Origin of the sequence: Micromonospora sp. NPDC049089 (assembly GCF_040648775.1) — a bacterium.
In the GTDB taxonomy this organism is placed as follows: domain Bacteria; phylum Actinomycetota; class Actinomycetes; order Mycobacteriales; family Micromonosporaceae; genus Micromonospora.
Genome location: NZ_JBEZEH010000134.1, coordinates 1 through 19612, shown reverse-complemented (window position 1 = coordinate 19612; position 19612 = coordinate 1). Strand labels below are relative to the sequence as shown.

Annotated in this window: 18 protein-coding genes; 13 read left to right on the top strand and 5 right to left on the bottom strand. The window is 71.4% G+C overall.

Going from position 1 to position 19612, the window contains the following annotated elements; translation table 11 throughout:
- Positions 1-284: 284 nt before the first annotated feature.
- Entirely contained in the window at positions 285-1292 is a 1008-nt protein-coding gene (locus AB0B48_RS21935) for a helix-turn-helix domain-containing protein (RefSeq protein WP_357204308.1), read from the bottom strand.
- Positions 1293-1344: 52 nt separating this feature from the next.
- On the opposite strand from AB0B48_RS21935, the gene AB0B48_RS21930 reads away from it, so the two are divergent.
- Positions 1345-2649 carry an MFS transporter gene (locus tag AB0B48_RS21930; RefSeq protein WP_357204306.1) on the top strand — a complete coding sequence of 435 codons (1305 nt, stop codon included), beginning with the start codon at positions 1345-1347 and terminating at the stop codon, positions 2647-2649.
- A gap of 48 nt (positions 2650-2697) precedes the next feature.
- Here the strand turns inward: AB0B48_RS21930 and AB0B48_RS21925 are convergent, their stop codons facing one another.
- Complete coding sequence (locus tag AB0B48_RS21925; RefSeq protein ID WP_357204304.1) at positions 2698-3411, bottom strand: RICIN domain-containing protein; 714 nt, start codon at positions 3409-3411, stop codon at positions 2698-2700.
- Positions 3412-3474: 63 nt separating this feature from the next.
- Positions 3475-3945 carry a YbaK/EbsC family protein gene (locus tag AB0B48_RS21920; RefSeq protein ID WP_357204302.1) on the bottom strand — a complete coding sequence of 157 codons (471 nt, stop codon included), beginning with the start codon at positions 3943-3945 and terminating at the stop codon, positions 3475-3477.
- A gap of 93 nt (positions 3946-4038) precedes the next feature.
- Here AB0B48_RS21920 and AB0B48_RS21915 point away from each other — a divergent pair, with 93 nt between their 5' ends.
- The 8 genes from AB0B48_RS21915 to AB0B48_RS21880 all read left to right on the top strand — a co-directional run bounded on the left by AB0B48_RS21915 (position 4039) and on the right by AB0B48_RS21880 (position 12941).
- Entirely contained in the window at positions 4039-5436 is a 1398-nt protein-coding gene (locus AB0B48_RS21915) for an FAD-binding oxidoreductase (RefSeq protein ID WP_357204300.1), read from the top strand.
- On the top strand, positions 5433-6776 hold the full coding sequence (locus AB0B48_RS21910; RefSeq protein WP_357204298.1) for a class I SAM-dependent methyltransferase: 1344 nt from the start codon (positions 5433-5435) through the stop codon (positions 6774-6776). The genes AB0B48_RS21915 and AB0B48_RS21910 overlap by 4 nt, the downstream gene beginning before the upstream one ends.
- Before the next feature lie 101 nt (positions 6777-6877).
- A complete protein-coding gene (locus AB0B48_RS21905) occupies positions 6878-7435 on the top strand; it encodes a helix-turn-helix domain-containing protein (RefSeq protein ID WP_355005525.1) in 558 nt (185 codons plus the stop codon).
- Positions 7428-8297, top strand: coding sequence for an SRPBCC family protein (locus AB0B48_RS21900; RefSeq protein WP_357204295.1), 870 nt, complete (start codon positions 7428-7430; stop codon positions 8295-8297). Before AB0B48_RS21905 ends, AB0B48_RS21900 begins: the two co-directional genes overlap by 8 nt.
- Before the next feature lie 206 nt (positions 8298-8503).
- A complete protein-coding gene (locus tag AB0B48_RS21895) occupies positions 8504-8737 on the top strand; it encodes a zinc-ribbon domain-containing protein (protein ID WP_357204293.1) in 234 nt (77 codons plus the stop codon).
- Between the two features lie 315 nt (positions 8738-9052).
- Positions 9053-11308, top strand: a complete 2256-nt coding sequence (locus tag AB0B48_RS21890; RefSeq protein ID WP_357204291.1) for an EAL domain-containing protein — start codon at positions 9053-9055, stop codon at positions 11306-11308.
- Between the two features lie 50 nt (positions 11309-11358).
- Positions 11359-12117: a MerR family transcriptional regulator gene (locus AB0B48_RS21885; RefSeq protein WP_357204289.1), complete on the top strand. Its 759-nt coding sequence runs from the start codon at positions 11359-11361 to the stop codon at positions 12115-12117.
- 53 nt (positions 12118-12170) lie between these two features.
- Positions 12171-12941, top strand: coding sequence for a hypothetical protein (locus AB0B48_RS21880; RefSeq protein ID WP_357204287.1), 771 nt, complete (start codon positions 12171-12173; stop codon positions 12939-12941).
- A gap of 7 nt (positions 12942-12948) precedes the next feature.
- Here AB0B48_RS21880 and AB0B48_RS21875 read toward each other — a convergent pair whose 3' ends face one another.
- Entirely contained in the window at positions 12949-14316 is a 1368-nt protein-coding gene (locus AB0B48_RS21875) for a serine hydrolase (protein WP_357204285.1), read from the bottom strand.
- A 225-nt stretch (positions 14317-14541) separates the two neighbouring features.
- Between AB0B48_RS21875 and AB0B48_RS21870 the strand changes: the two genes are divergently transcribed.
- Positions 14542-14826 carry an antibiotic biosynthesis monooxygenase gene (locus tag AB0B48_RS21870; protein WP_355005518.1) on the top strand — a complete coding sequence of 95 codons (285 nt, stop codon included), beginning with the start codon at positions 14542-14544 and terminating at the stop codon, positions 14824-14826.
- Positions 14827-14832: 6 nt separating this feature from the next.
- On the opposite strand, the gene AB0B48_RS21865 is transcribed toward AB0B48_RS21870, so the two are convergent.
- On the bottom strand, positions 14833-16410 hold the full coding sequence (locus AB0B48_RS21865) for a gluconokinase (protein ID WP_357204283.1): 1578 nt from the start codon (positions 16408-16410) through the stop codon (positions 14833-14835).
- A gap of 133 nt (positions 16411-16543) precedes the next feature.
- Between AB0B48_RS21865 and AB0B48_RS21860 the strand changes: the two genes are divergently transcribed.
- The 3 genes from AB0B48_RS21860 to AB0B48_RS21850 all read left to right on the top strand — a co-directional run bounded on the left by AB0B48_RS21860 (position 16544) and on the right by AB0B48_RS21850 (position 19546).
- Complete coding sequence (locus AB0B48_RS21860) at positions 16544-17686, top strand: hypothetical protein (protein WP_357204281.1); 1143 nt, start codon at positions 16544-16546, stop codon at positions 17684-17686.
- A gap of 45 nt (positions 17687-17731) precedes the next feature.
- Positions 17732-18265 (top strand): hypothetical protein, encoded by a 534-nt coding sequence (locus tag AB0B48_RS21855; protein ID WP_357204279.1) that lies wholly within the window; start codon positions 17732-17734, stop codon positions 18263-18265.
- Positions 18266-18409: 144 nt separating this feature from the next.
- The gene (locus AB0B48_RS21850) at positions 18410-19546 is read left to right on the top strand and encodes an epoxide hydrolase family protein (protein WP_357204277.1); all 1137 of its coding nucleotides are present in this window, start codon (positions 18410-18412) and stop codon (positions 19544-19546) included.
- The last annotated feature ends 66 nt before the right edge of the window (positions 19547-19612 follow it).

Below are 19612 nucleotides of genomic sequence, written 5' to 3'. Positions count from 1 at the left end.
CGCCGGGCCGGGGGTCGTGTGTATATTGTTTCGTTTTGTTTTTTTTTATTCTTTTTATCAAACAGACATCACGCCCGCAAGTAGTGCTGCCCGGACCGGGACGAGAGATCGAACGAGCCCTGCCCCGCGCCCATGCTCTCCGCGATCTTGCACTTTCTGCCCCCGCAATTATGGGCAAACCATGCATACGGGCGACCGAAAGTGCAAGATCGCGGGGCGCGGGGCGCCGAGGGCGCGCGGGGGTGCAGCGCGGGGGTGCAGCCCGGGGGTGGGCGGGGTTGCGGTCAGGTTTTGATTAGTTCGGGGCGGGGGTGGAAGGTTCGGCGGTAGGTGGACGGGGCCACGCCGATGCGTTGGTGCAGTTGCTGGCGTAGGGCGGCGGTGGTGCCGAAACCGCAGCGGTGGGCGATCTGGTCGACGGTGAGGTCGGTCGTCTCCAGCAGCAGTCTCGCGTGGTTGGTGCGCTGGTGCAGCAGCCACTGCGCCGGGCTGAGGCCGGTCTCCGAACGGAAGCGCCGGGTGAAGGTGCGCACGCTCATTCGCGCCTGTTCGGCCAGGTCGCGCAGCGCGATCGGTTCGTGCAACCGCTGCCGCGCCCACTCCCGGGCTCCCGCCGTGCTGGTGTCGGTCGCCTTCGGCACCGGCTGCTCGATGTACTGCGCCTGACCGCCGTCGCGCCAGGGCGGCATCACGCAGCGGCGGGCCGCCCGGTTGGCCACCTCGCTGCCGTGGTCGAGGCGGATGACGTGCAGGCAGAGGTCGATGCCGGCGGCGACTCCGGCCGAGGTGAGCACCCGGTCGTCGCCGATGAAGAGCACGCCCGGGTCGAGGTCCACCCGGTCGTGCAGGCGGCGGAACTGCTCGGCGTACGCCCAGTGGGTGGTCGCCCGCCGCCCGTCGAGGAGCCCGGCGGCGGCGAGCACGAACGCTCCGGTGCAGATCGACATGATCCGGGCACCCCGCTCGTACGCCGCGCGCAGCGCCTCGGCCACCTCCGGCTCGACGTTGCCCGAGGTCAGCGCGGTGCCGTCGTGGATGCCGGGGACGATCACCGTGTCGGCGGTGTCGAGCAACTCCAGCCCGTGGTCGGGGAGCACCTGGAAGCCGGCGGTGCTGCGTACGGGCTGCCCGCCCGGGGTGCACACCCGGACGTCGTAGAAGGGTGTCCCGTCGGCGGCCCGGGCCGTGCCGAAGACCTGGGACGGGGTGCCGAGGTCCAGGCCGACCACCTGGTGCAGGGCGAGTACGGCGATCCGGTGCGGGCGATCGGTCATGACCCGATTATTGCGCATGATGGCTTTCCGGCCACTCGCCGAGGTGTGTGGACCAGCTCAGACTTGTCCGGTGACCAAGAACCGACGTCTGCATCCCGCGTGGCTGGTCGCCGCCGTCGCCTTCGTGGCGCTGGTCGGCGCGGCCGGCTTCCGCGCCACCCCGTCGGTGCTGCTGCACCCGCTGCACGAGGAGTTCGGCTGGCCGCTGGCCACGATCTCCGCGGCCGTCTCGGTCAACCTGCTGCTCTACGGGCTCACCGCGCCGTTCGCGGCCGCCCTGATGGACCGGTTCGGCATCCGCCGGGTGGTCTCGGTGGCGTTGCTGCTGGTCGCCGCGGGCAGCGGTCTGACGGTCTTCATGACCGCCAGTTGGCAGCTCCTGCTCTGCTGGGGTGTGCTGGTGGGGCTGGGCACCGGCTCGATGGCGCTGGCGTTCGTGGCCACCGTCACCGGCCGTTGGTTCGTGCACCGGCGGGGCCTGGTCACCGGAGTGCTGACCGCCGGCGGGGCGGCCGGGCAACTGGTGTTCCTGCCACTGATCGCCATCCTGGTACGCGATCACGGCTGGCGTACCGCCGCACTCGTGGTGGCCGCGGCGGCGCTGGCGGTCGTACCCCTGGTGGTCTGGCTGCTGCGCGAACACCCGGCGGATCTCGGCCTGCCCGCCTACGGGGCGACCGCTGTCGTCGCGGCGCCGCCGCCGACCGGCGGCGCGGCGACCCGGGCGATCGGCGCGCTGGCCACCGCGGCCCGGACCCGACCGTTCTGGCTGCTCGCCGGCGGCTTCGCGATCTGCGGGGCGACCACCAACGGCCTGGTCGGTACCCACTTCGTGCCGGCCGCCCACGACCACGGCATGTCCCAGACCACGGCGGCCGGGTTGCTCGCCCTGGTGGGGCTCTTCGACATTGTCGGCACCATCGCCTCCGGCTGGCTCACCGACCGGGTGGACAGCCGGTTGTTGCTCGGCTTGTACTACGCGCTGCGCGGGTTGTCCCTGCTGGTGCTGCCGAGCCTCTTCTCCGGCACCGCCGAGCCGAGCATGCTGGTGTTCATCGTGTTCTACGGCCTGGACTGGGTGGCCACGGTGCCGCCGACGGTGGCGCTGTGCCGGGAGTACTTCGGTGGCGCCGGAGCTGTGGTGTTCGGCTGGGTGTTCGCCGCGCACCAACTGGGCGCGGCGGTCGCCGCCACCGGCGCGGGGCTGGTCCGGGACCGGCTGGGCGACTACGCGATGGCCTGGTACGTGGCCGGTGCGCTGTCGATCGGCGCCGCCGGGTTGTCGTTGCTGCTGCGCCGCCGACCGGGCCGACCGGTGCCCGAGGCCGTGCTGGTCGCCGCGACCGCGCCCAGGGCGTGGAGATTGCGGGGTTGAACCGCGCTGAACCTGACGGCCGCACGGGACGTGCGACGCGTCGGCCGGTCAGCTCACTGTCCACTGCTGGGCCGGCCGGCCGTCGCACTGTCGCTGCCGGATGTCGTCGCCCGCCTCGACGGCGTCGTCGTCGGCCTGGGCGCACCTGTTGCTGTGCGCGGCGATGAGCAGGACCGCGCTGGTGCCGGTCCCGCCGAACCGCCACTGCTGGTTGGCCCCACCGTGGCAGGGGAACTGCAGCAACCGCGCGCCGTCGTCCTGACTGCCACCCTCGACGTCGAGGCACTGCCCGTACGCGGCGTTGGTCAACGACAGCACGCCCGTGCCGGCCGGGCTGACCACCCACTGCTGCTCCGGGGTGCCGGTGCACACGACCAACTCGGCCTTGGCCTCCTTGCCGTCACCGTCGAGCCCCAGGCAGAGGCCCGAGGTGGCGCGCAGCACCCGGGGGCCGCTGGGTGGGGCGGCCGGCGTGCTGGCCGACGGGGTCGGTGACGGCTCGGCCGGTGCGGTCGGGCTCGGCTCGCCGGTCGGCTCACTGGGCTGCGCCGCGCTGGACGGCGTACCGATTGACGCCGGCACCGACGGCTCGTCGTCACCGTCGAGCAGCCCGGTGGCGAAGACGACCCCCAGGAGTACGCCGACGGCCCCGACCGCCACCGCGACCCGCAGCAACGGATCGGCCAGCGGGCCGGAGCGAGGCGCCCTGTGACCGCCGTAGACGGTGCCGGCGGGGTCGGGGCGTTCCTCGGGCGCTGACATACGCGCCATCCTCACCCACGACGTCGCGCCGGAGCCAGCCCGGCGGTGCGGGGGCGGTGAGGCTCAGCGGGTGGGCTGCTCGTCGGTGACGTCTGCCACCGTCGCGTCGAGGGCGGCGATCGCGGCGTCGGCGTCGATCGCGATGGCGAGACCCCGCTCACCGGCGCCAAGGGTGATCTCCCGGCCGCGCAGCCGCTCGTCGGCGACCACCGGCCAGGCAGTGCTCGCGCCGAACGGGGTGATGGTGCCGCGTTCGTAGCCGGTGGCGGCCAGCGCGCCCGCCGCGTCCGGCATGGAGAGTCGGTGCACCCCGAGCAGGGCGCGCAGCTTGGGCCAGGAGATGACCCGGTCGCCGGGGGTGAGCACGAACAGGTGATCGTCTTCGCCGCGCCGGACCACAATCGTCTTGACCACGTCGGGGACGGCCACGCCCCGGGCGGCGGCTGCCTCCGCGAGGCTGCCGACGGCACCGTGGCTGACCAGCCGATACGGCAGTTGGGCGGCGTCCAGGGCGGTGATCGCTGGCGATGGCATGCCCGCCACGGTAGCCGTCGGGCCCGCCAGCGGACGGGAAACTGCCACGGCCGACATCCCACGGTTTCCAAAAGGCGAGCGTAAGGTGATCACATGCGCGCTGAGCGTGTGGATCACCCAATTGACCATGATCAAGCGGTGGACACGCTGCGGCGGTCGTACGCCGCGGTGCCCACTGGCGAGCCTGTCCGGCTGGCCAAACGCACCTCCAACCTGTTCCGCCCCCGGTCCGCTCCCCGGACTCCGGGGCTCGACGTGAGTGGCCTGAACGGCGTGCTGTCGGTCGACCCGGCCGGCCGCACCGCCGACGTGCAGGGCATGTGCACCTACGAGGACCTGGTCGACGCGACGCTGCCGCACGGCCTGATGCCGCTCGTGGTGCCGCAGTTGCGCACCATCACGCTGGGCGGCGCGGTGACCGGCCTCGGGATCGAGTCGACCTCGTTCCGCAACGGCCTGCCGCACGAGTCCGTCCAGGAGCTGGACGTGCTCACCGGCTCCGGCGAGATCATCACCGCCCGACCCGACGGCGAGCACGCCGACCTGTTCACCGCGTTCCCCAACTCGCTGGGCAGCCTCGGGTACGCCACCCGGCTGCGCATCGAGCTGCAACCGGTCGGCCGGTACGTGGCGTTGCGCAACGTCCGGTTCACCCAACTGGAGGCGCTGACCGACGCGATCGCGGAGGTGACCGCCACCCGGTCCTGGGCCGGCGAACCGGTGGACGCGATGGACGGGGTGATGTTCAGCCCCGGCGAGGCGTACCTGGTCTTCGCCACGTTCACCGACGGGGCCGACCCGCCCAGCGACTACACCGGTCAGTCGATCTACTACCGGTCGCTGCGCCAGCGCACCCGCGACGTACTCACCGCGTACGACTATCTGTGGCGCTGGGACACCGACTGGTTCTGGTGCTCGTCGGCGTTCGGCGCGCAGCACCCGGTCGTGCGCAGGCTCTGGCCGGCGCGTTACCGGCGCAGCGACTTCTACCACCGACTGGTCCGGTTGGAGCACCGCCACCAGGTGGCGGCCCGGATCGACCGGCTGCGCGGGCAACCGGCCCGGGAGCGGGTCGTGCAGGACGTGGAGATCCCGCTGGACCGTACGGCCGACTTCCTGCGCTGGTTCGCCGGCGCGGTGGGGATGAACCCGGTGTGGCTGTGTCCGTTGCGACTGCGTGAGCCGGCGGGGCCCGGCTCGGCACGGTCCTGGCCGCTGTATCCACTCCGGCCAGGGCAGGACTACGTCAACATCGGGTTCTGGGGGAGCGTGCCGATCGCGCCGGGCGCCGCCGACGGCGACGTCAACCGCACGATCGAACGCAGGGTGTCGGAGTCGGGCGGGCACAAGTCGCTCTACTCCGACGCGTACTACGACCGGGACGCCTTCGATCGCCTCTACGGCGGCGACACGTGGCGCGCGGTGAAAGACCGCTACGACCCGGACCACCGGCTGACGGGACTGTACGAAAAGGCGGTAGCACGAGCATGAGCCTTACCGACAGAGATCAGGGGGCGGCGAGCGTCCCCGCCACCCCGCCGGCGGGGGGCCGGCACACGGGTCCGACCGTCGCGGATGTCATCCGCGCGGTCACCATGGGGCCGTTGCCGGTGCGGATCACCGGGTACGACGGCAGCGCCGTCGGCCCGTCCGACGCCGGCATCACCCTGGCGATCAAATCCGAGCGAGGGCTGTCGTACCTGCTCACGGCACCTGGCGACCTGGGCATGGCCCGGGCGTACGTCAGTGGTGACCTGGCGTTGCAGGGCGTGCACCCGGGTGACCCGTACGAGGCGTTGCGGGTGCTCAAGGACGAGCTGCGGTTACGCCCACCGTCGCTGGCCGAGGGGTTGGCGCTGGTCCGTGGGCTGGGCTGGGAGCGGCTGATGCCGCCGCCGGCACCGCCGCAGGAGGCGCAGCCCCGCTGGAAGCGGGTGATGAACGGGATGCGGCACTCGCGGGTGCGGGACAGCACTGCCATCTCGCACCACTACGACGTCTCGAACGCCTTCTACGAGAAGGTGCTCGGCCCGTCGATGACGTACACCTGCGCGGTTTACCGGTCCCCTGATGACACGCTGGAGCAGGCCCAGGCGGCGAAGTACGACCTGGTCGCGGGCAAGCTGGCGCTGAAGAAGGGGATGCGGCTGCTGGATGTCGGGTGCGGCTGGGGTGGCATGGTGCGTCACGCGGCCCGCGAGTACGGCGTCAAGGCGCTCGGGGTGACCCTGTCGAAGGCGCAGGCGCAGTGGGCGCAGGCCGCGATCGAGCGGGAGGGGTTGACCGAGCTGGCGGAGGTGCGATACCTCGACTACCGGGACGCGCCGGCCGAGCAGTTCGACGCCATCTCCTCGATCGGGTTGACCGAGCACATCGGGGTGCGTAACTACCCGGCGTACTTCGGGGCGCTGCGCGGCCGGCTGCGGCAGGGTGGGCGACTGCTCAACCACTGCATCACCCGCGCTGACAATCGCGCACCGCACCGCTCGGGAGCGTTCATCGACCGGTACGTCTTCCCGGACGGTGAGCTGGCCGGTCCGGGTCGACTGGTCAGTGAGGTGCACGACGCCGGGTTCGAGGTGCATCACGAGGAGAACCTGCGCCAGCACTACGCGCTGACGCTGGCCGCCTGGTGTCGCAACCTGGTCGAGCACTGGGACTTCTGCGTCTCGGAGGTGGGCGCGGGCACCGCCCGGGTGTGGGGGCTCTACATGGCCGGGTCGCGGATGGCGTTCGAGCGCAACGGCATTCAGCTGCACCAGGTGTTGGCCACCCACAACGGCCCGAACGGTGTGAGCGGCTACCCGCTCCGGCCGGACTGGTTGCCCTGATCACCTGCTGACCGTCGCCTGAAGCCGCGTCGAGAAAAGTCGGCGCGGCTTCTCGCGAAGCAATTGACAAAGAAGTTTTGTACGTACAAACTGATTTTGCCATGAGAGACGTCCTGTACCTGGAGCAGATCGAGCAGGCCGAAGTCCTGCTCAAGCCGCATCGCGTCGAGGTGCTGCGGCAACTGGCCGAGCCGCGCACCTGCACCGAGGTCGCGGCCCGACTCGACCAGACGCCACAGCGCGTGTACTACCACGTCAAGCAGCTCGTCGCGGCCGGCCTCGTCGAGCTGGTCAACGAACGCAAGGTCCGCGGCATCACCGAAGGCATCTACCAGGCCGCCGCCCGCTCCTACTGGCTCTCCCCGCGACTCGTCGGCCGGATCGGCCTGCGCCGGGCCCGCGACGAACTGAGCCTGGGCTACCTGCTCGACCTGATGGAGGAGGTCCAGGCCGACATCGCCGGCCTGGACCGGGCGGCACCAGAGCTGCCCTCGATCGGGGTCTCCGGCGAGATCCGGGTGCCGGCCGAGCAGCGTCAGCAGTTCCTGCACGACCTGCAAACCGCGCTTCAAGACCTGTTCACCCGCTACGGCGGCAGCGAAGGAGATGCCTTCAAGCTGGCCGTCGCCTGCTATCCGAAAGGGAACGACAATGAGTGAGCCGATGAAGGTCAAGGCCCGTCTCTCCGCGCCCGTCGGGCGCGTCCGCCAGGCCCTGACCGACCCGGCCGAGCTGCGTCTCTGGCTGGCCGAGCACGCCGAGGTCGAGCTGCCCCGGCGGTACGAGTTCTGGGGCCGATACACGCCCGAAGGCGACGCCCCGCACCAGCGGCTGCTGCACGCCGACGACGACACGCTGCGCTTCGGCTGGCTGCTCGACGGTGTGGAGACCACCACCGAGTTCCAGCTGACCGCCGAAGGCACCGACAGCACGGTGCTCACGCTGATCCAGAGTCACTTCGACTTCGCCGAGGCGATGAGCGGCTCCACCATCCGGGGCGTCCTCCAGACGTACTGGGCGCTGTCCATCGCCAACCTGGCCGCCCACCTGGAGGGCAAGCCACTGCTGCCCCGCACCGACTTCACCTCCGCCGACCTGCGGGGCGAGCTGGTCATCGCCGCCCCCGCCGACAAGGTGTGGGAGTCGCTGACCGACTCCGAGCAGGCCAGTGCCTGGTTCGGCTACCCCATCGGCATCGAGCCCTGGGTCGGCGGTCGGTACGCCATGGGCGGCTTCGAGACCGGTTACGCGGCCAAGGTCGTCGACCTGGAGCCCGGTCGCCGGATGTCCGTCGACTGGGGGCCGACCGGCGTGACGAGCTGGGAGCTGGCCGAGTCCGGTGGCCGGACCACGTTGACCTTCGTGCAGAGCGGCTTCGACGAGGCCAACCCGCCGTACGGGGCCTGGAGCGGGTCGGTTGCCGGGCTGTTCGAGCTGCGCCGCTTCCACGAGATGACCAACTGGCAGCCGATCTGGCTCTCCGAGGAGATCCCCGGCCTGGAGCCCGCGCCGGCAGGCTGACAGCCGCACGGTGGTTGCGTCACCGTGATCGTCGTGCGTTGATCGCCCGCCTTGATCGTGCTCGATCAGGGATGTAGTGGCCTCGTTCGCCCCGGAGGCCACTACATCCAGGATCGAGCACGATCTTGTGCGTCCGTCGCCCGGCTTTCCCTGATCCGCTGCCGGGATCTGGTGACTTTTCGCGGTTGGGTGGGTACTGGCTGGCGATGTTCTTCATCTTTGGTCTGCGTACCAAGGTCGACCGGTCCGGTGTCGTGCAGCAGGTCTGCCGCCACTGCGGCAACCAGGCCGCGCAGGTGATCACCCGCCGCTCGACGAAATTCACCCTCTTCTTCATTCCCCTCATCCCGATCCGCACCCGGTACGCGCAGCAGTGCACGTTCTGCGGGGCGGAGTACGAGGTTGCCAGGGCCGACGCCGAGCGCCTCCCGGTCGGCTGATCCGACGATGGAACGCTTCCTCTGCTGGCTGATCGGTCGACAGACGTCCTCGGTCGACGTGGCTGTGCACACCGTTGCCCGCCCGCCCTGCACCCCCGGCCGGCGTAGACGCCGCCGCGCACGCCGGCCGTTGGCCGGCACCGCCTTGCCCCGTTCACCCTGGAACCGATCTGCTGGCCGCTGACCGGAGGCCGGAGCCGCAGCGGGGTGAACGTTCGGCTCTGGCGGCCTTTCTGGGCGCTGGTTAGGCTTTCGGGGTTTGCCGTGGACCGGCGCCGCCGAGGGTGCACGCACGACGAAAGAGCCGGAGCGACCGTGTCCCGACAGGACGGAAAGCAGGCTTCGGGGACGCTGAACCCCGCCGGTGCTTTCGTCGCGGCTGCTGTCATCCTGCTGGAGGCGGGCTGGCTGCTCGCCGCGTTGCCCGGTGCCGCGCTGGTCAGTGACCTCGGTGGGATGCTCGTCGCCGGTTGGGCGACGGTCGCGTGCGTCGGGGTGGCCCGTCGGCATCCGGCGCCGCTGCGCCGGTTCTGGACGCTGCTCGCTCTCACCATGGGGCTGGCCGCGATCGGTCGGGCGATCTGGACGGCGCAGCGGCTCGTCGGCGGCGACCTGCCGCACACGCCGGTGGTCGGGGTGGTCTTCACCGCCGGAATCCTCACCGGCACTGCCGCGCTGCTCAGCTCGCCGTCCGCACCGAGGACCGCGGTGGGGCGGGCCCGTACGTTGCTGGACGGGGTGATCGTCGCCCTGGCCCTGGTGCCGATCGGTTGGGTGCTGGTCTTCCGGGGGGTCGCCGCCGCCGAGCTGGCCGACCCGGCGCGCACGCTGGGGCTGCTCTACCCGATGTTCGACCTGATGCAGCTCACCATCCTGGTCGCGGTGTCCGGGCCGGCCCGGCCGATGTGGCGGCCGATGACGATCCTCGCGGCGAGCCTCACCCTGCGGGTCGTCGCCGACGTCGTCTACGTGTCGCTGGTCGCCCGCGCCGACTACACCGCCGGTCACCCGATCGACCTGTGCTGGCCGTTGAGCTACCTGCTGATCGGCCTGGCCACCCGAAACCCGCCGCCACCGGACTGCGACGGCACCGACGACACCGCCGAGTCGCCGCTGCCGCCCTGGTGGCGGGTGGCGCTGCCGTACCTGCCGGTGGGTGGGGCGATCGTCGCGGTGGTGCTGGCCCGTCGGCCCACCGGGCAGACCCCGCAGCTGGTGTTCGTGACGATGATGGTGTTGCTGGCCGCTCTCGCCGTCCGGCAGGGGCTGGCGGCCAACGAGAACCTGCGGTTGGTGGCCCGGCTGCGCCGCCTCGCGTACGGTGACCAGCTCACCGGGCTGCCCAACCGGCTTCTGTTCAACCGGCGGCTGCGCCTGGCCCTGCGCGACGGGCGACCGGTGGCGGTGCTGCTACTCGACCTGGACGGGTTCAAGCAGGTCAACGACCGGTTCGGGCACGCCACCGGTGACACCCTGCTGACCGGGCTGGCGGCCCGGATGCACACTGCCGTGAACGGCGACGGCACCATCGCCCGGCTCGGCGGTGACGAGTTCGCCGTGCTTGTCGACGGCGACCGGCCGGTGTCACCCGAACGGCTCGCCGAGCGGCTGCTGGACGCGTTGCGGCCGTCCGACGACGAGGAGGACGTCGGGGTGCACCCGTCGGCGAGCATCGGTATCGCCGAGTACGGCCCGCAGCACGCCTCCCACAGTGACCTGCTGCGCGACGCCGACATCGCCATGTACGCGGCCAAGGCGGCCGGGAAGTCCGCGTACCGCACGTGCACGGCGGCGTTGCGCGAGTCGGCCGTCTCCCGCGCCGAGTTGATCGCCGACCTGCGCCGCGCTGTCGACGAGGACCAGTTGCACCTGGAGTTCCAACCCATCGTCGACCTGACCACCGGTGCGGTGCGCAGCGCCGAGGCGCTGGTGCGCTGGCGGCACCCCCGGCTGGGGATGTTGTCGCCGTCGAGGTTCCTGCCGCTGGCCGAGGAGACCGGGCTGATCCTGCCGATCGACCGTTGGGTGATCCACGAGGCGTGCCGGGCCGCCGCCACCTGGCGGGGCCGGATGCCGGAGGCGACGGTCGCGGTGAACATCGCCGCCGCGCACCTGCGTCGGCCGGATCTGATCGCCACGGTCACCGCGGCGACCAGCGCCGCCGGGTTGGCACCACGGGCGTTGACACTGGAGTTGACCGAGTCGGCGTTGATCGAGGGCACCGAGGCGGTGCTGGAGCGGCTGCACCAACTGCGGGAGTTGGGCATCCGGATCGCCATCGACGACTTCGGCACCGGCTACTCGTCGCTGAGCTACCTGCACCGCATCCCGGCCACCGAGCTGAAGATCGACAGGTCGTTCGTGGCCCGACTGGGCACCGACGACCGGGCGTACGCGACAGTGGAGATGGTCACCCGCCTGGCCGGCGCGTTCGACCTGGCGGTGGTCGCCGAGGGGGTGGAGACCGAGCGTCAGCACGAGGCGGTCACCGCGATCGGCTGCCCGCGAGGCCAGGGCTATCTGTACGGGCGGCCGGACGGCCCCGCCATGGTGGGCCAGAATCAGAATTGACTCTCACGTAGCGGCAGGCAGGAGCCTGGTTCCCGGAAGGGAGGGGGACCATGGCGTACACGGTGGGTCAGGTCGCGAAGGTGGCCGGCGTGACGGTGCGGACGCTGCACCACTACGACGAGATCGGGTTGCTCTCGCCCAGCGGGCGCACCTCGGCGGGTTACCGCCGCTACGACGACGCGGACCTGCAACGGCTGCAACTCGTCCTGTACTACCGGGAGCTTGGTTTCCCGCTTGAGGAGATCACCGCGATCATCGACGACCCGGCGGCCGATCCGGCCGCGCACCTGCGCCGGCAGCACGAACTGCTGACGGTACGGCTCACACGGTTGCAGGAGATGGTCACGGCGATCGAGTTCGCGATGGAGGCGAGCAGGATGAACATCCAACTCACGCCGGAGGAGCGGTTCGAGGTCTTCGGTGACGTCGACCCGGAGGAGCACCGGGCCGAGGCGGAGCAGCGCTGGGGTGACACCGACGCGTACCGGGAGTCGAACCGGCGGGTGTCCCGATACACCAAGGACGACTGGCTGCGGAACAAGGCGGAGAACGAGGACTGGGGCCGGCGGATGGTCGCGGTGCTGACCTCTGGCGCCCCGGCGGACAGCCCGGAGGTGATGGATCTGGCCGAGGAGCACCGGCAGCTCATCAGCCGCTGGTTCTACGAGTGCTCGTACGAGATCCACACCGGGTTGGCCGACATGTACCTGGCCGACGAGCGGTTCACCGCGTACTACGAGAACATCGCCGCAGGGCTGGCCGCCTATCTGCACGAGGCGATCCACGCCAACGCGATCAGCCGGGCGTGACGAGGTGCGGTCCGGCTAGTCTGGCCGGACCGCACCGCCCCGGGGAGATGACAGTGCAGAAACCGAAGCTGATCGCCGCTGTCGCCGTGCTCGTGGTGGCGGTCGGTGCCGGGGCGTGGGCGCTGGTCGCCGCCGACGACGACGACCCGGGCCCGGGTCGTCCGGCGGCGTCGGCGAGCGCCGACCCGGTCGGTGTGCTGAAGGCCGCCGCCGCGAAGGCCGACGAGCAGCCGTACAAGCTGACGGTCGGCACCGGCGGCACGGACGGGGACGCGACTGTGCTGCTCTGGGACCCGAAGGCGAAGCGTGGTCTGGAGACCACCTCGCTGAAGGTGCCCACCGGCGTGGTGAAGATCGAGCGGTTGACCACCGGGCCGGACGTGTACGTGCGGGTCACCGCCCCGGACCGCCGCGTACCGGTCTGGGACGGCAAGACCTGGTGGCACGTCGGCAAACCGGGTGCCCCGGCGGCCAAGCAGGGCCTGGACAACACCCGACTGGCCAGCACGCTGGGCGCGCCGACGGGGGCCCGGCTGACCGCCGAGCGGGAGTACGCGGGCACGCTGGACCTGCGCCAGAGCGGCGCGGTGCTGGGCAGCGGCGTCGGCAACGTGCTGGGTGACCGGGCGGGGGCGGTCCCGTTCACCGCCGCCGTGGACGAGCAGGGTCGGCTGGTCCGCTACCGCATCGAGTTGGCCAGTGAGCAGTCGCAGACCGCCCAGCTCGACCTGACGTACTCGGACTTCGGGCTGCCGGTGTCGGCGGACCCGCCGGCGGCCGACCTGGTGGGCGAGGACCCGCCGGCGAACATCCCCGGCGCCTGAGGGCGGCTCACTCCTCGACCGCCCCCTCGGTGGGGGTGACCAGGAAGTCGTAGACGGTGCGGGCCATCCGCCGGACCGTCTCGTCGCCGGTGGCCATGGGGCCGGCGGTGAGGAACGCGACGGCGGTCTCGGTGCCGGGGATCAGGTAGTAGCCGACGTCGTGTGAGGCGTCCGGCAGGTCACCGGTCTTGTGGGCCACCGGCACGCCGGGCGGCAACGCCGCCGGGATCTTCGTGTTCAGGGTCTGCTCCCGCATGAAGCCGATCATCAGGTCGCGGGAGGCGGGGGTGAGGATCTCGCCGTCCCAGACCGCGCCGAGCAGTGACACCACATCGTCCGGGCTGGTGTAGTTCTCCTCGCCGCGTTGCGCCGCCGCGCTGTCGAGCATCCTCCGGGCCAGGATGGTGGACCGCTGGTTCATCGAGTCGATCAGCGCGTTTACCGGGGCGAACCCACCCAGGTAGGTGATCAGCACGTTGGCGGCCACGTTGTCGCTGTACTTGATCAGGTACTGGGCGAGCCGGTGCACTGTGACCACCTGCGGGAACGTCTCGAACTGCAGTTGGCCGGTGCCGCCGACCACGTCCTCCGGGGTGACCAGCACACCGTCGTCGAGGAATACCTGTCCACAGTCGACCCGACGGAGCAGCTCGACGAGGATCCACAGCTTGATGACGCTTGCCGCCTTGGGGCGCAGCGAGCCGTTGACGGCGATCTGCTGGTCGCCGTAACGGCCGGACAGGTCGCGCACCGTGACCCCGGCCGGGTTGAGGCTCGCGTCGGCGACCACCCGGGCGAGCTGGCCGCTGAGCGGGAACAGCCGGGCCCCGGCGACCGGGTCGGTGGGCGGCTGCGGGCTGGTCACCACCACTCCGGTCAGCGTCGTCGGCGGGCGGTGCCGCTGGATCACCTCCAGCGTGCCCTCACTGCGCCCGACCAGCGGCACCCGGTAGCGGTAGGCGGTACCGCCGACGACGACAGCGCCGCTGGCCACCCCGGCGGCGACCCGCATGCCCGGGTCGGCGACCCGACCGGTGTCGCCGTCGCAGGCGCGGTAGCGCACCGTGTGCCCGAGCGAGTCCACAGCGAACACCCCGCCGGGAAACGACAGCCAGGACACCTCACTGGTCGGCGGGCGCTCCGGCGTCGGGTCCACCCCGGGTTCGTGGCTCTGACCGTCGCCGGGCTCCACCCCGTACCCCGGCTGGGTCGTCTGCGCCGGGTCCGCGACGGGCGCGCGGTCCGGGCCGTCCGCGGTGGCCGGCCCGGTCGTCGCGAGCACCGCGAGCGCGACCGCCGCCGTCAACACCTTCAGGGGTACGCGGGCAGAGTTCCCCAGCAGGGAAGATGAGCGCTTCTTGTCGCTTTTTCTCACGTTTGCACGATATGAAGCGCCGGGGGCGGGTGGGACCGGCGGGACCGGCGTCACCCGTCCGGGCGGCAATGTCCCCCTCCGCGGTGGCCCGCAGGTATAACTGTGACCCACAGGTAATCACCGCTTTGCTCTGCACCCGCCGATGCGCCAGTTACGGACCGTGCCTGGCGCGCGGGCGGGTGCAGAGCAAAGGTCAGCCACTCAGCCACTCACCCCGGAGGACCCGTGCTGATCATCGCCGGCAGCCTGACTGTCGAACCGGCCACCCGCGAGGCGTACCTGTCCGACTGCGAACAGGTCATCGCGCGGGCGCGCGCCACCGCCGGCTGCCTCGACTTCCTGCTGGCGGCCGACCCGTTGGAGCCCGGCCGGATCCACGTCTACGAACGCTGGGAGTCACCAGAGCAGTTGGCCGCGTTCCGGGGCTCCGGGCCGGACGACGCGCAGGAGGTCGCCATCCTCGACGCCGACGTGCGGCGCTACCTGATCGCCGGGGTCGAGGCGCCCTGACCCTGGTCACGCCGACGGTTCGGGGCCGGTGGGCAGGCCGGGTGCCATCCGGCGGATCGAGGTGAAGGTCGGCGTGAGGGCCTCGTACAGCTCGGCGAAGAGCGGCAGCAGCGCCGCGTAGGTGGCCGCGGCGGCCGGGTCGGGGCGGACCGTCTCCTCGATCCGCACCAGGTCGGCGGCGAGGTCGATGCTGGGGATCAGCCCGAGCGCCTCCATGCCGAGCAGCGCCGCCCCGAAGCTCGACCCCTCGTGCGCGGCCGGGAAGCTCACCGGCAGGCCGAGGGCGTCGGCCAGCATCTGCCGCCACAGGCCGCTGCGGGCGAAGCCGCCACCGGCCCGCACCTCCCGGACCTCGTTGCCGGCCGCGCGTACCGAGCTGAGCACCAGCGCGAGCTGTTGGCAGACGCCCTCCAACGCGGCCCGCACCAGGTGCTCGCGGCGGTGGGCGTGGGTCAGCCCCACGTACGCTCCGCGCGGCAGGGCGCTCCAGTGTGGTGCCCGTTCGCTGTGCAGGTACGGCAGCATGATGAGCCCACCTGAGCCGACCGGCGCGCGGGCCGCCAGGGCGACCAGGTCCTCCTCGGAGTGCTCGCCCAGGTCCGGGGCGAGCGCCGCGCCGGCCCACTTGAGCACGATGCCGCCGTTGTTGATCGCGCCACCGACCGCCCAGCGATGCTCGGTCAGCGCGTAGCAGAACACCCCGCCGAGCGGGTCCACGCCGGGCCGCTCGACCATCACCCGCATCGCGCCGCTGGTGCCGATCGAACAGGCCACCATGCCCGGGTGCACGGCTCCCAGACCCAGGTTCGCCAGTGGCCCGTCGCCAGCGCCGACCACCACCGGGGTGCGCTGCGGCAGGCCGGTCTCGGCCGCGGCCTGCGGGGTGAGGTTCGGCAGCACGGCGGTGGTGGCGACGAGCTGCGGGAGCTGTTCCTGGGTGATGCCGGCGATGGTCAGCGCCTCGTGATCCCACTGCAGCTCGTGGATGTCGAGCAGGCCGGTGGCCGAGGCGATCGAGTGGTCGATGACCAGTACGCCGCAGAGCCGCAGCAGCACCCACTCCTTGATGCCCACCCAGTGCGCCACCCGCTCGAAGAGTTTCGGCTCCTGCTCGGCGAACCAGAGCAGCTTGGGCAGCGGCGACATCGGATGCATCGGCGTGCCGGTGCGCCGGTGCAGGGCCAACCCCGACGGCACCGCCCGCAACCGCTCGGCCTGCCGGGTGGACCGCGAGTCGGCCCAGGTCACCGACGGGGTGAGCGGATTGCCGTCCCGGTCCAACCCGATCAGGCTGTGCATCGCGGAGCCGAACGACAGCCCGGCCACCGGCTGGACCAGCTCGGCCACGACCATGCTGATCGACTTGAGCACCGCGTCGAGGATGAGCTGTGGGTCCTGCTCGGCGTAGCCGGGTTGCGGGTTGTTCAGCGGGTAGCCGACCAGGTGACTGCCGAGCTGCCGCCCGTCGGTGTCGTACGCGACGGCCTTCGTGCTGGTGGTGCCGATGTCGACCCCGATCACGACCCCGAGCAGCGTGACTGCCGGCACGACCGTCACCCCCTCGGAGAACATGAACGTCGGCATCAGTATCCCCCTATCGTGCTGGTTGCTCCGCCGATCGGGTAGTTCGCCCGTTTCGGCGTTTCCAGGTGCCGCGCCGCGCCTGTTAAACCGTGTGACACCCCAGATTGGTGGCCTGCGCGGCGAAGGAGTCGGCGTGGCAAAGACTGATTCGACGGGTTCCACGTGGCGGTACCAGTGGGCGCACCGGCAGAACGTGCGGCGGGTCAGCACGTACCGCGGCGCTGAGACGGCGTGGCGGCGACGCGACGACGAGTTACGGCGGCTACGCGCCCTGGCCGCCGACTTCCAGGGCTCGGCCGCCGCCGGTGCCGGGCTGGCATTGGAGTTGGCCGCCGACGAGGTGGTGCTCTGGGTGCTACCCGCGGCGCAACTGGTCGAGGTACGGCACACCGCTGTGCTGCCCGCGCCGGACCTCACCGTCGCCCCGGGAACCGGGCCGCTGCGCCCGCGCCGCCCGGACGGCGTACGCGTCACCGACGCCGGCATGGCCGTGATCACCAGCCGTCGGCTCGTGCTGCTCGGCGGGCGGGGCCGGCGCGACTGGGCGTACGGCCGGATAACCGGCCTGTCCCACGACCCGGCGGCCCCGGTCACCCTGATCCAGGTGCTGGACCGGCGGCGTATCTCCGGGTTGTTGCTGCCCACCGACGCCGCGCCGGACTTCCGGTTCAAGCTCACCCTGGCCTTCGCCGACGCGATCGAACAGCGCGCCGCGGTGATCGCCCAACTCGACGAGCTGATCGCCGAGCACGCCCAGCTCAAGCCGTTCCGGCCGGCCGCGGCCACCCCCGGGCAGGCGCGACTGTCGTCGTTCGTGCCCGGCGGCCGCAGGAGCATCGCGGTAGCGGCGGCCATCGCGCTGCTGGTGCCGGCGGCACTCATCGAGTCGAACCCGTCCGACCCGAGGGGTGGCGCGGAGGTCGCCGCCGCAGCCACCCCGGCACCCACCGTCAGCGCCGCACCCGCGAGGATCGGCCCGGCGCTCGCCCTGAGATCCCCGCCGCCGAAGCCGACGAAGTCACCACGCCCGTCGCCCAGCGCTACCCAGGGCCCGCGCTGCGGGGCACCGGAGAACCCACTGGGGTACGACTTCTGTGGCGGCACGCGGATCCGCAAGCCGGCCGTCGAGGTGTGCGACTGGTTCGACTGCGTACCGCAGTTCTGGTCCGGACGCGGTTACCTCGTGCAGTGCCGCGACGGTTCGGTGAGCCTGGCCGGTGGCCGGTCCACCGCCTGCGCCGGGCACCAGGGCGTACGGCGGACCATCACGAAGTGACCGATTCGGGGCCGGAAGTCCGCTTCGCTCGGCCAGAATGATCGAGTGGAGATCCGGTCTGACGATGGCGCTCGGGTGCGGGTACGCCCCGTGGGCTACCAGCCCGGCATCGACCCGCCCGACGACCTGGACGGGGCCACGCCCGGCTGGCACGACTGGCTGCTCATCGAGGTGGACGCCCGCACCGCCGACGGCCAGACCTGGTCACACCACTACCCGAGCCTCATGGTCGAGGAGGCCCGCGCGCTCGGCGGCTGGCTGCACGGGCAGGCCACCGCCGCCCTCGCGCTCAGCGCGCCACCGGCGACGGTCCGGTTCACCGAACCAAACCTGGCCCTGCGCAGCCGGGTGCTGCGCCGCCGCCGGCTGGAGCTGACAGTGGAGTTCTCCGCCGAGTCACTGCCACCGTGGATGCGCCGCCCGTCCAGCGCCATCTACCCGCTGATCCTCACCGTCTCCGCTGACGCCCTGGCCACCGCCGCCGAACACTGGGTCGAGCACTGTGAGGCGTACCCACCGCGTACCCAGTCGCGGTTCCCGACCCACGGCCCGCAGCCGTACCGCCGACGAGCCGGCTGATCACCGTCCGGTACGGTGATCGTCGTCAGCCACGAGAGGAGGTGAGCCCGGTGACCATCCACCGTCATTCCTGGGCGCTCCTCTCCGCCGTCCCCCTCAGCTGACCTCTCGCGTCGGGGAGCGCCCTCCTTTTCCGGAGGACCAATGTCTGTCTCTTCGTTCCGCATCGACGTCTCCGATGCGGTTCTCGACGACCTGCGGGCTCGACTGGCCCGTACCCGCTTCACCGACCGCAGCGGCACCCAACCGTGGCAGGGCGGCGTCGATCCCGACTACCTGCGGGACCTGGTGTCCTACTGGCACGACGGCTTCGACTGGCGGGCTCGTGAAGCCGCGCTCAACGCGTACCCCCAGCACCTGGCCCTCGTCGGCGGCCGGAAGCTGCACTTCCTACACCTCCGGGCCGCGCGCCCGGCCGGCGCGCCCGCGCCGTTGCCGTTGATCCTCAGCCACGGCTGGCCCAGCAGCTTCGTCGAGATGCTGCCGCTGGTCGACCGACTGACCGACCCCGACCGGCCCGGCGGCGCGTTCGACGTGGTGGTGCCCTCACTGCCCGGCTTCGGTTTCTCGGAGGCGCCGAACGAGCCGGTGACCCGGGCGCTGCTGGCTCGGACCCTGCACGAGCTGATGACCGACGTGCTCGGCTACCAGCGCTACGGTGCCTTCGGCGGCGACGTCGGTGGAGTGGTCACCGGCTGGCTCGGTGCCCTGTACCCGAAGCAGGTGGCCGGCATCCACATGATCCATCCACCGTTCCCGGCCAGCTTCGACGCCCGTCCGTTGTCGCCGGCCGAGCAGGCGTTCCTGGACGCCGAAGCCGCGTACGACGAGACCGACGGCGGCTACAGCGCCATCATGGGCACCCGCCCGGACACCCTGGCGGCGGCGCTGGCCGACTCGCCCGCCGGGCTGGCCGCGTGGATCGTCGACAAGTACCGGGACTGGAGCGACAACCACGGCGACCTGGCAAACAGCATCGACCGGGACACCCTGCTCACCATCATCACGCTGTACTGGGTGTCGGGCACCATCGGCTCGTCGTTCCGGCAGTACGCCGACTTCGACCACAACACACCACGACCCGACATCACCGTGCCCGCCGCGTTCACTGTGAGCACCGAACCCTCGCAGGCAAACTTCCCCAGGGAAATCGCCGAGCGGGCCTGCGCCGACATCCGGCACTGGAGCGAACCGGGCCGGGGCGGGCACTTCATGCCGTTGGAGAAGCCGGATCTGCTCGCCGGTGAGCTGAGGGAGTTCTTCACCTCGCTGCGCCCGTAGTCATCGCCCCGGCCTCGTAGCGTCCGGCCTGGCCGGCGGCTGTTCGGGTTCCCACCCGGACAGCCG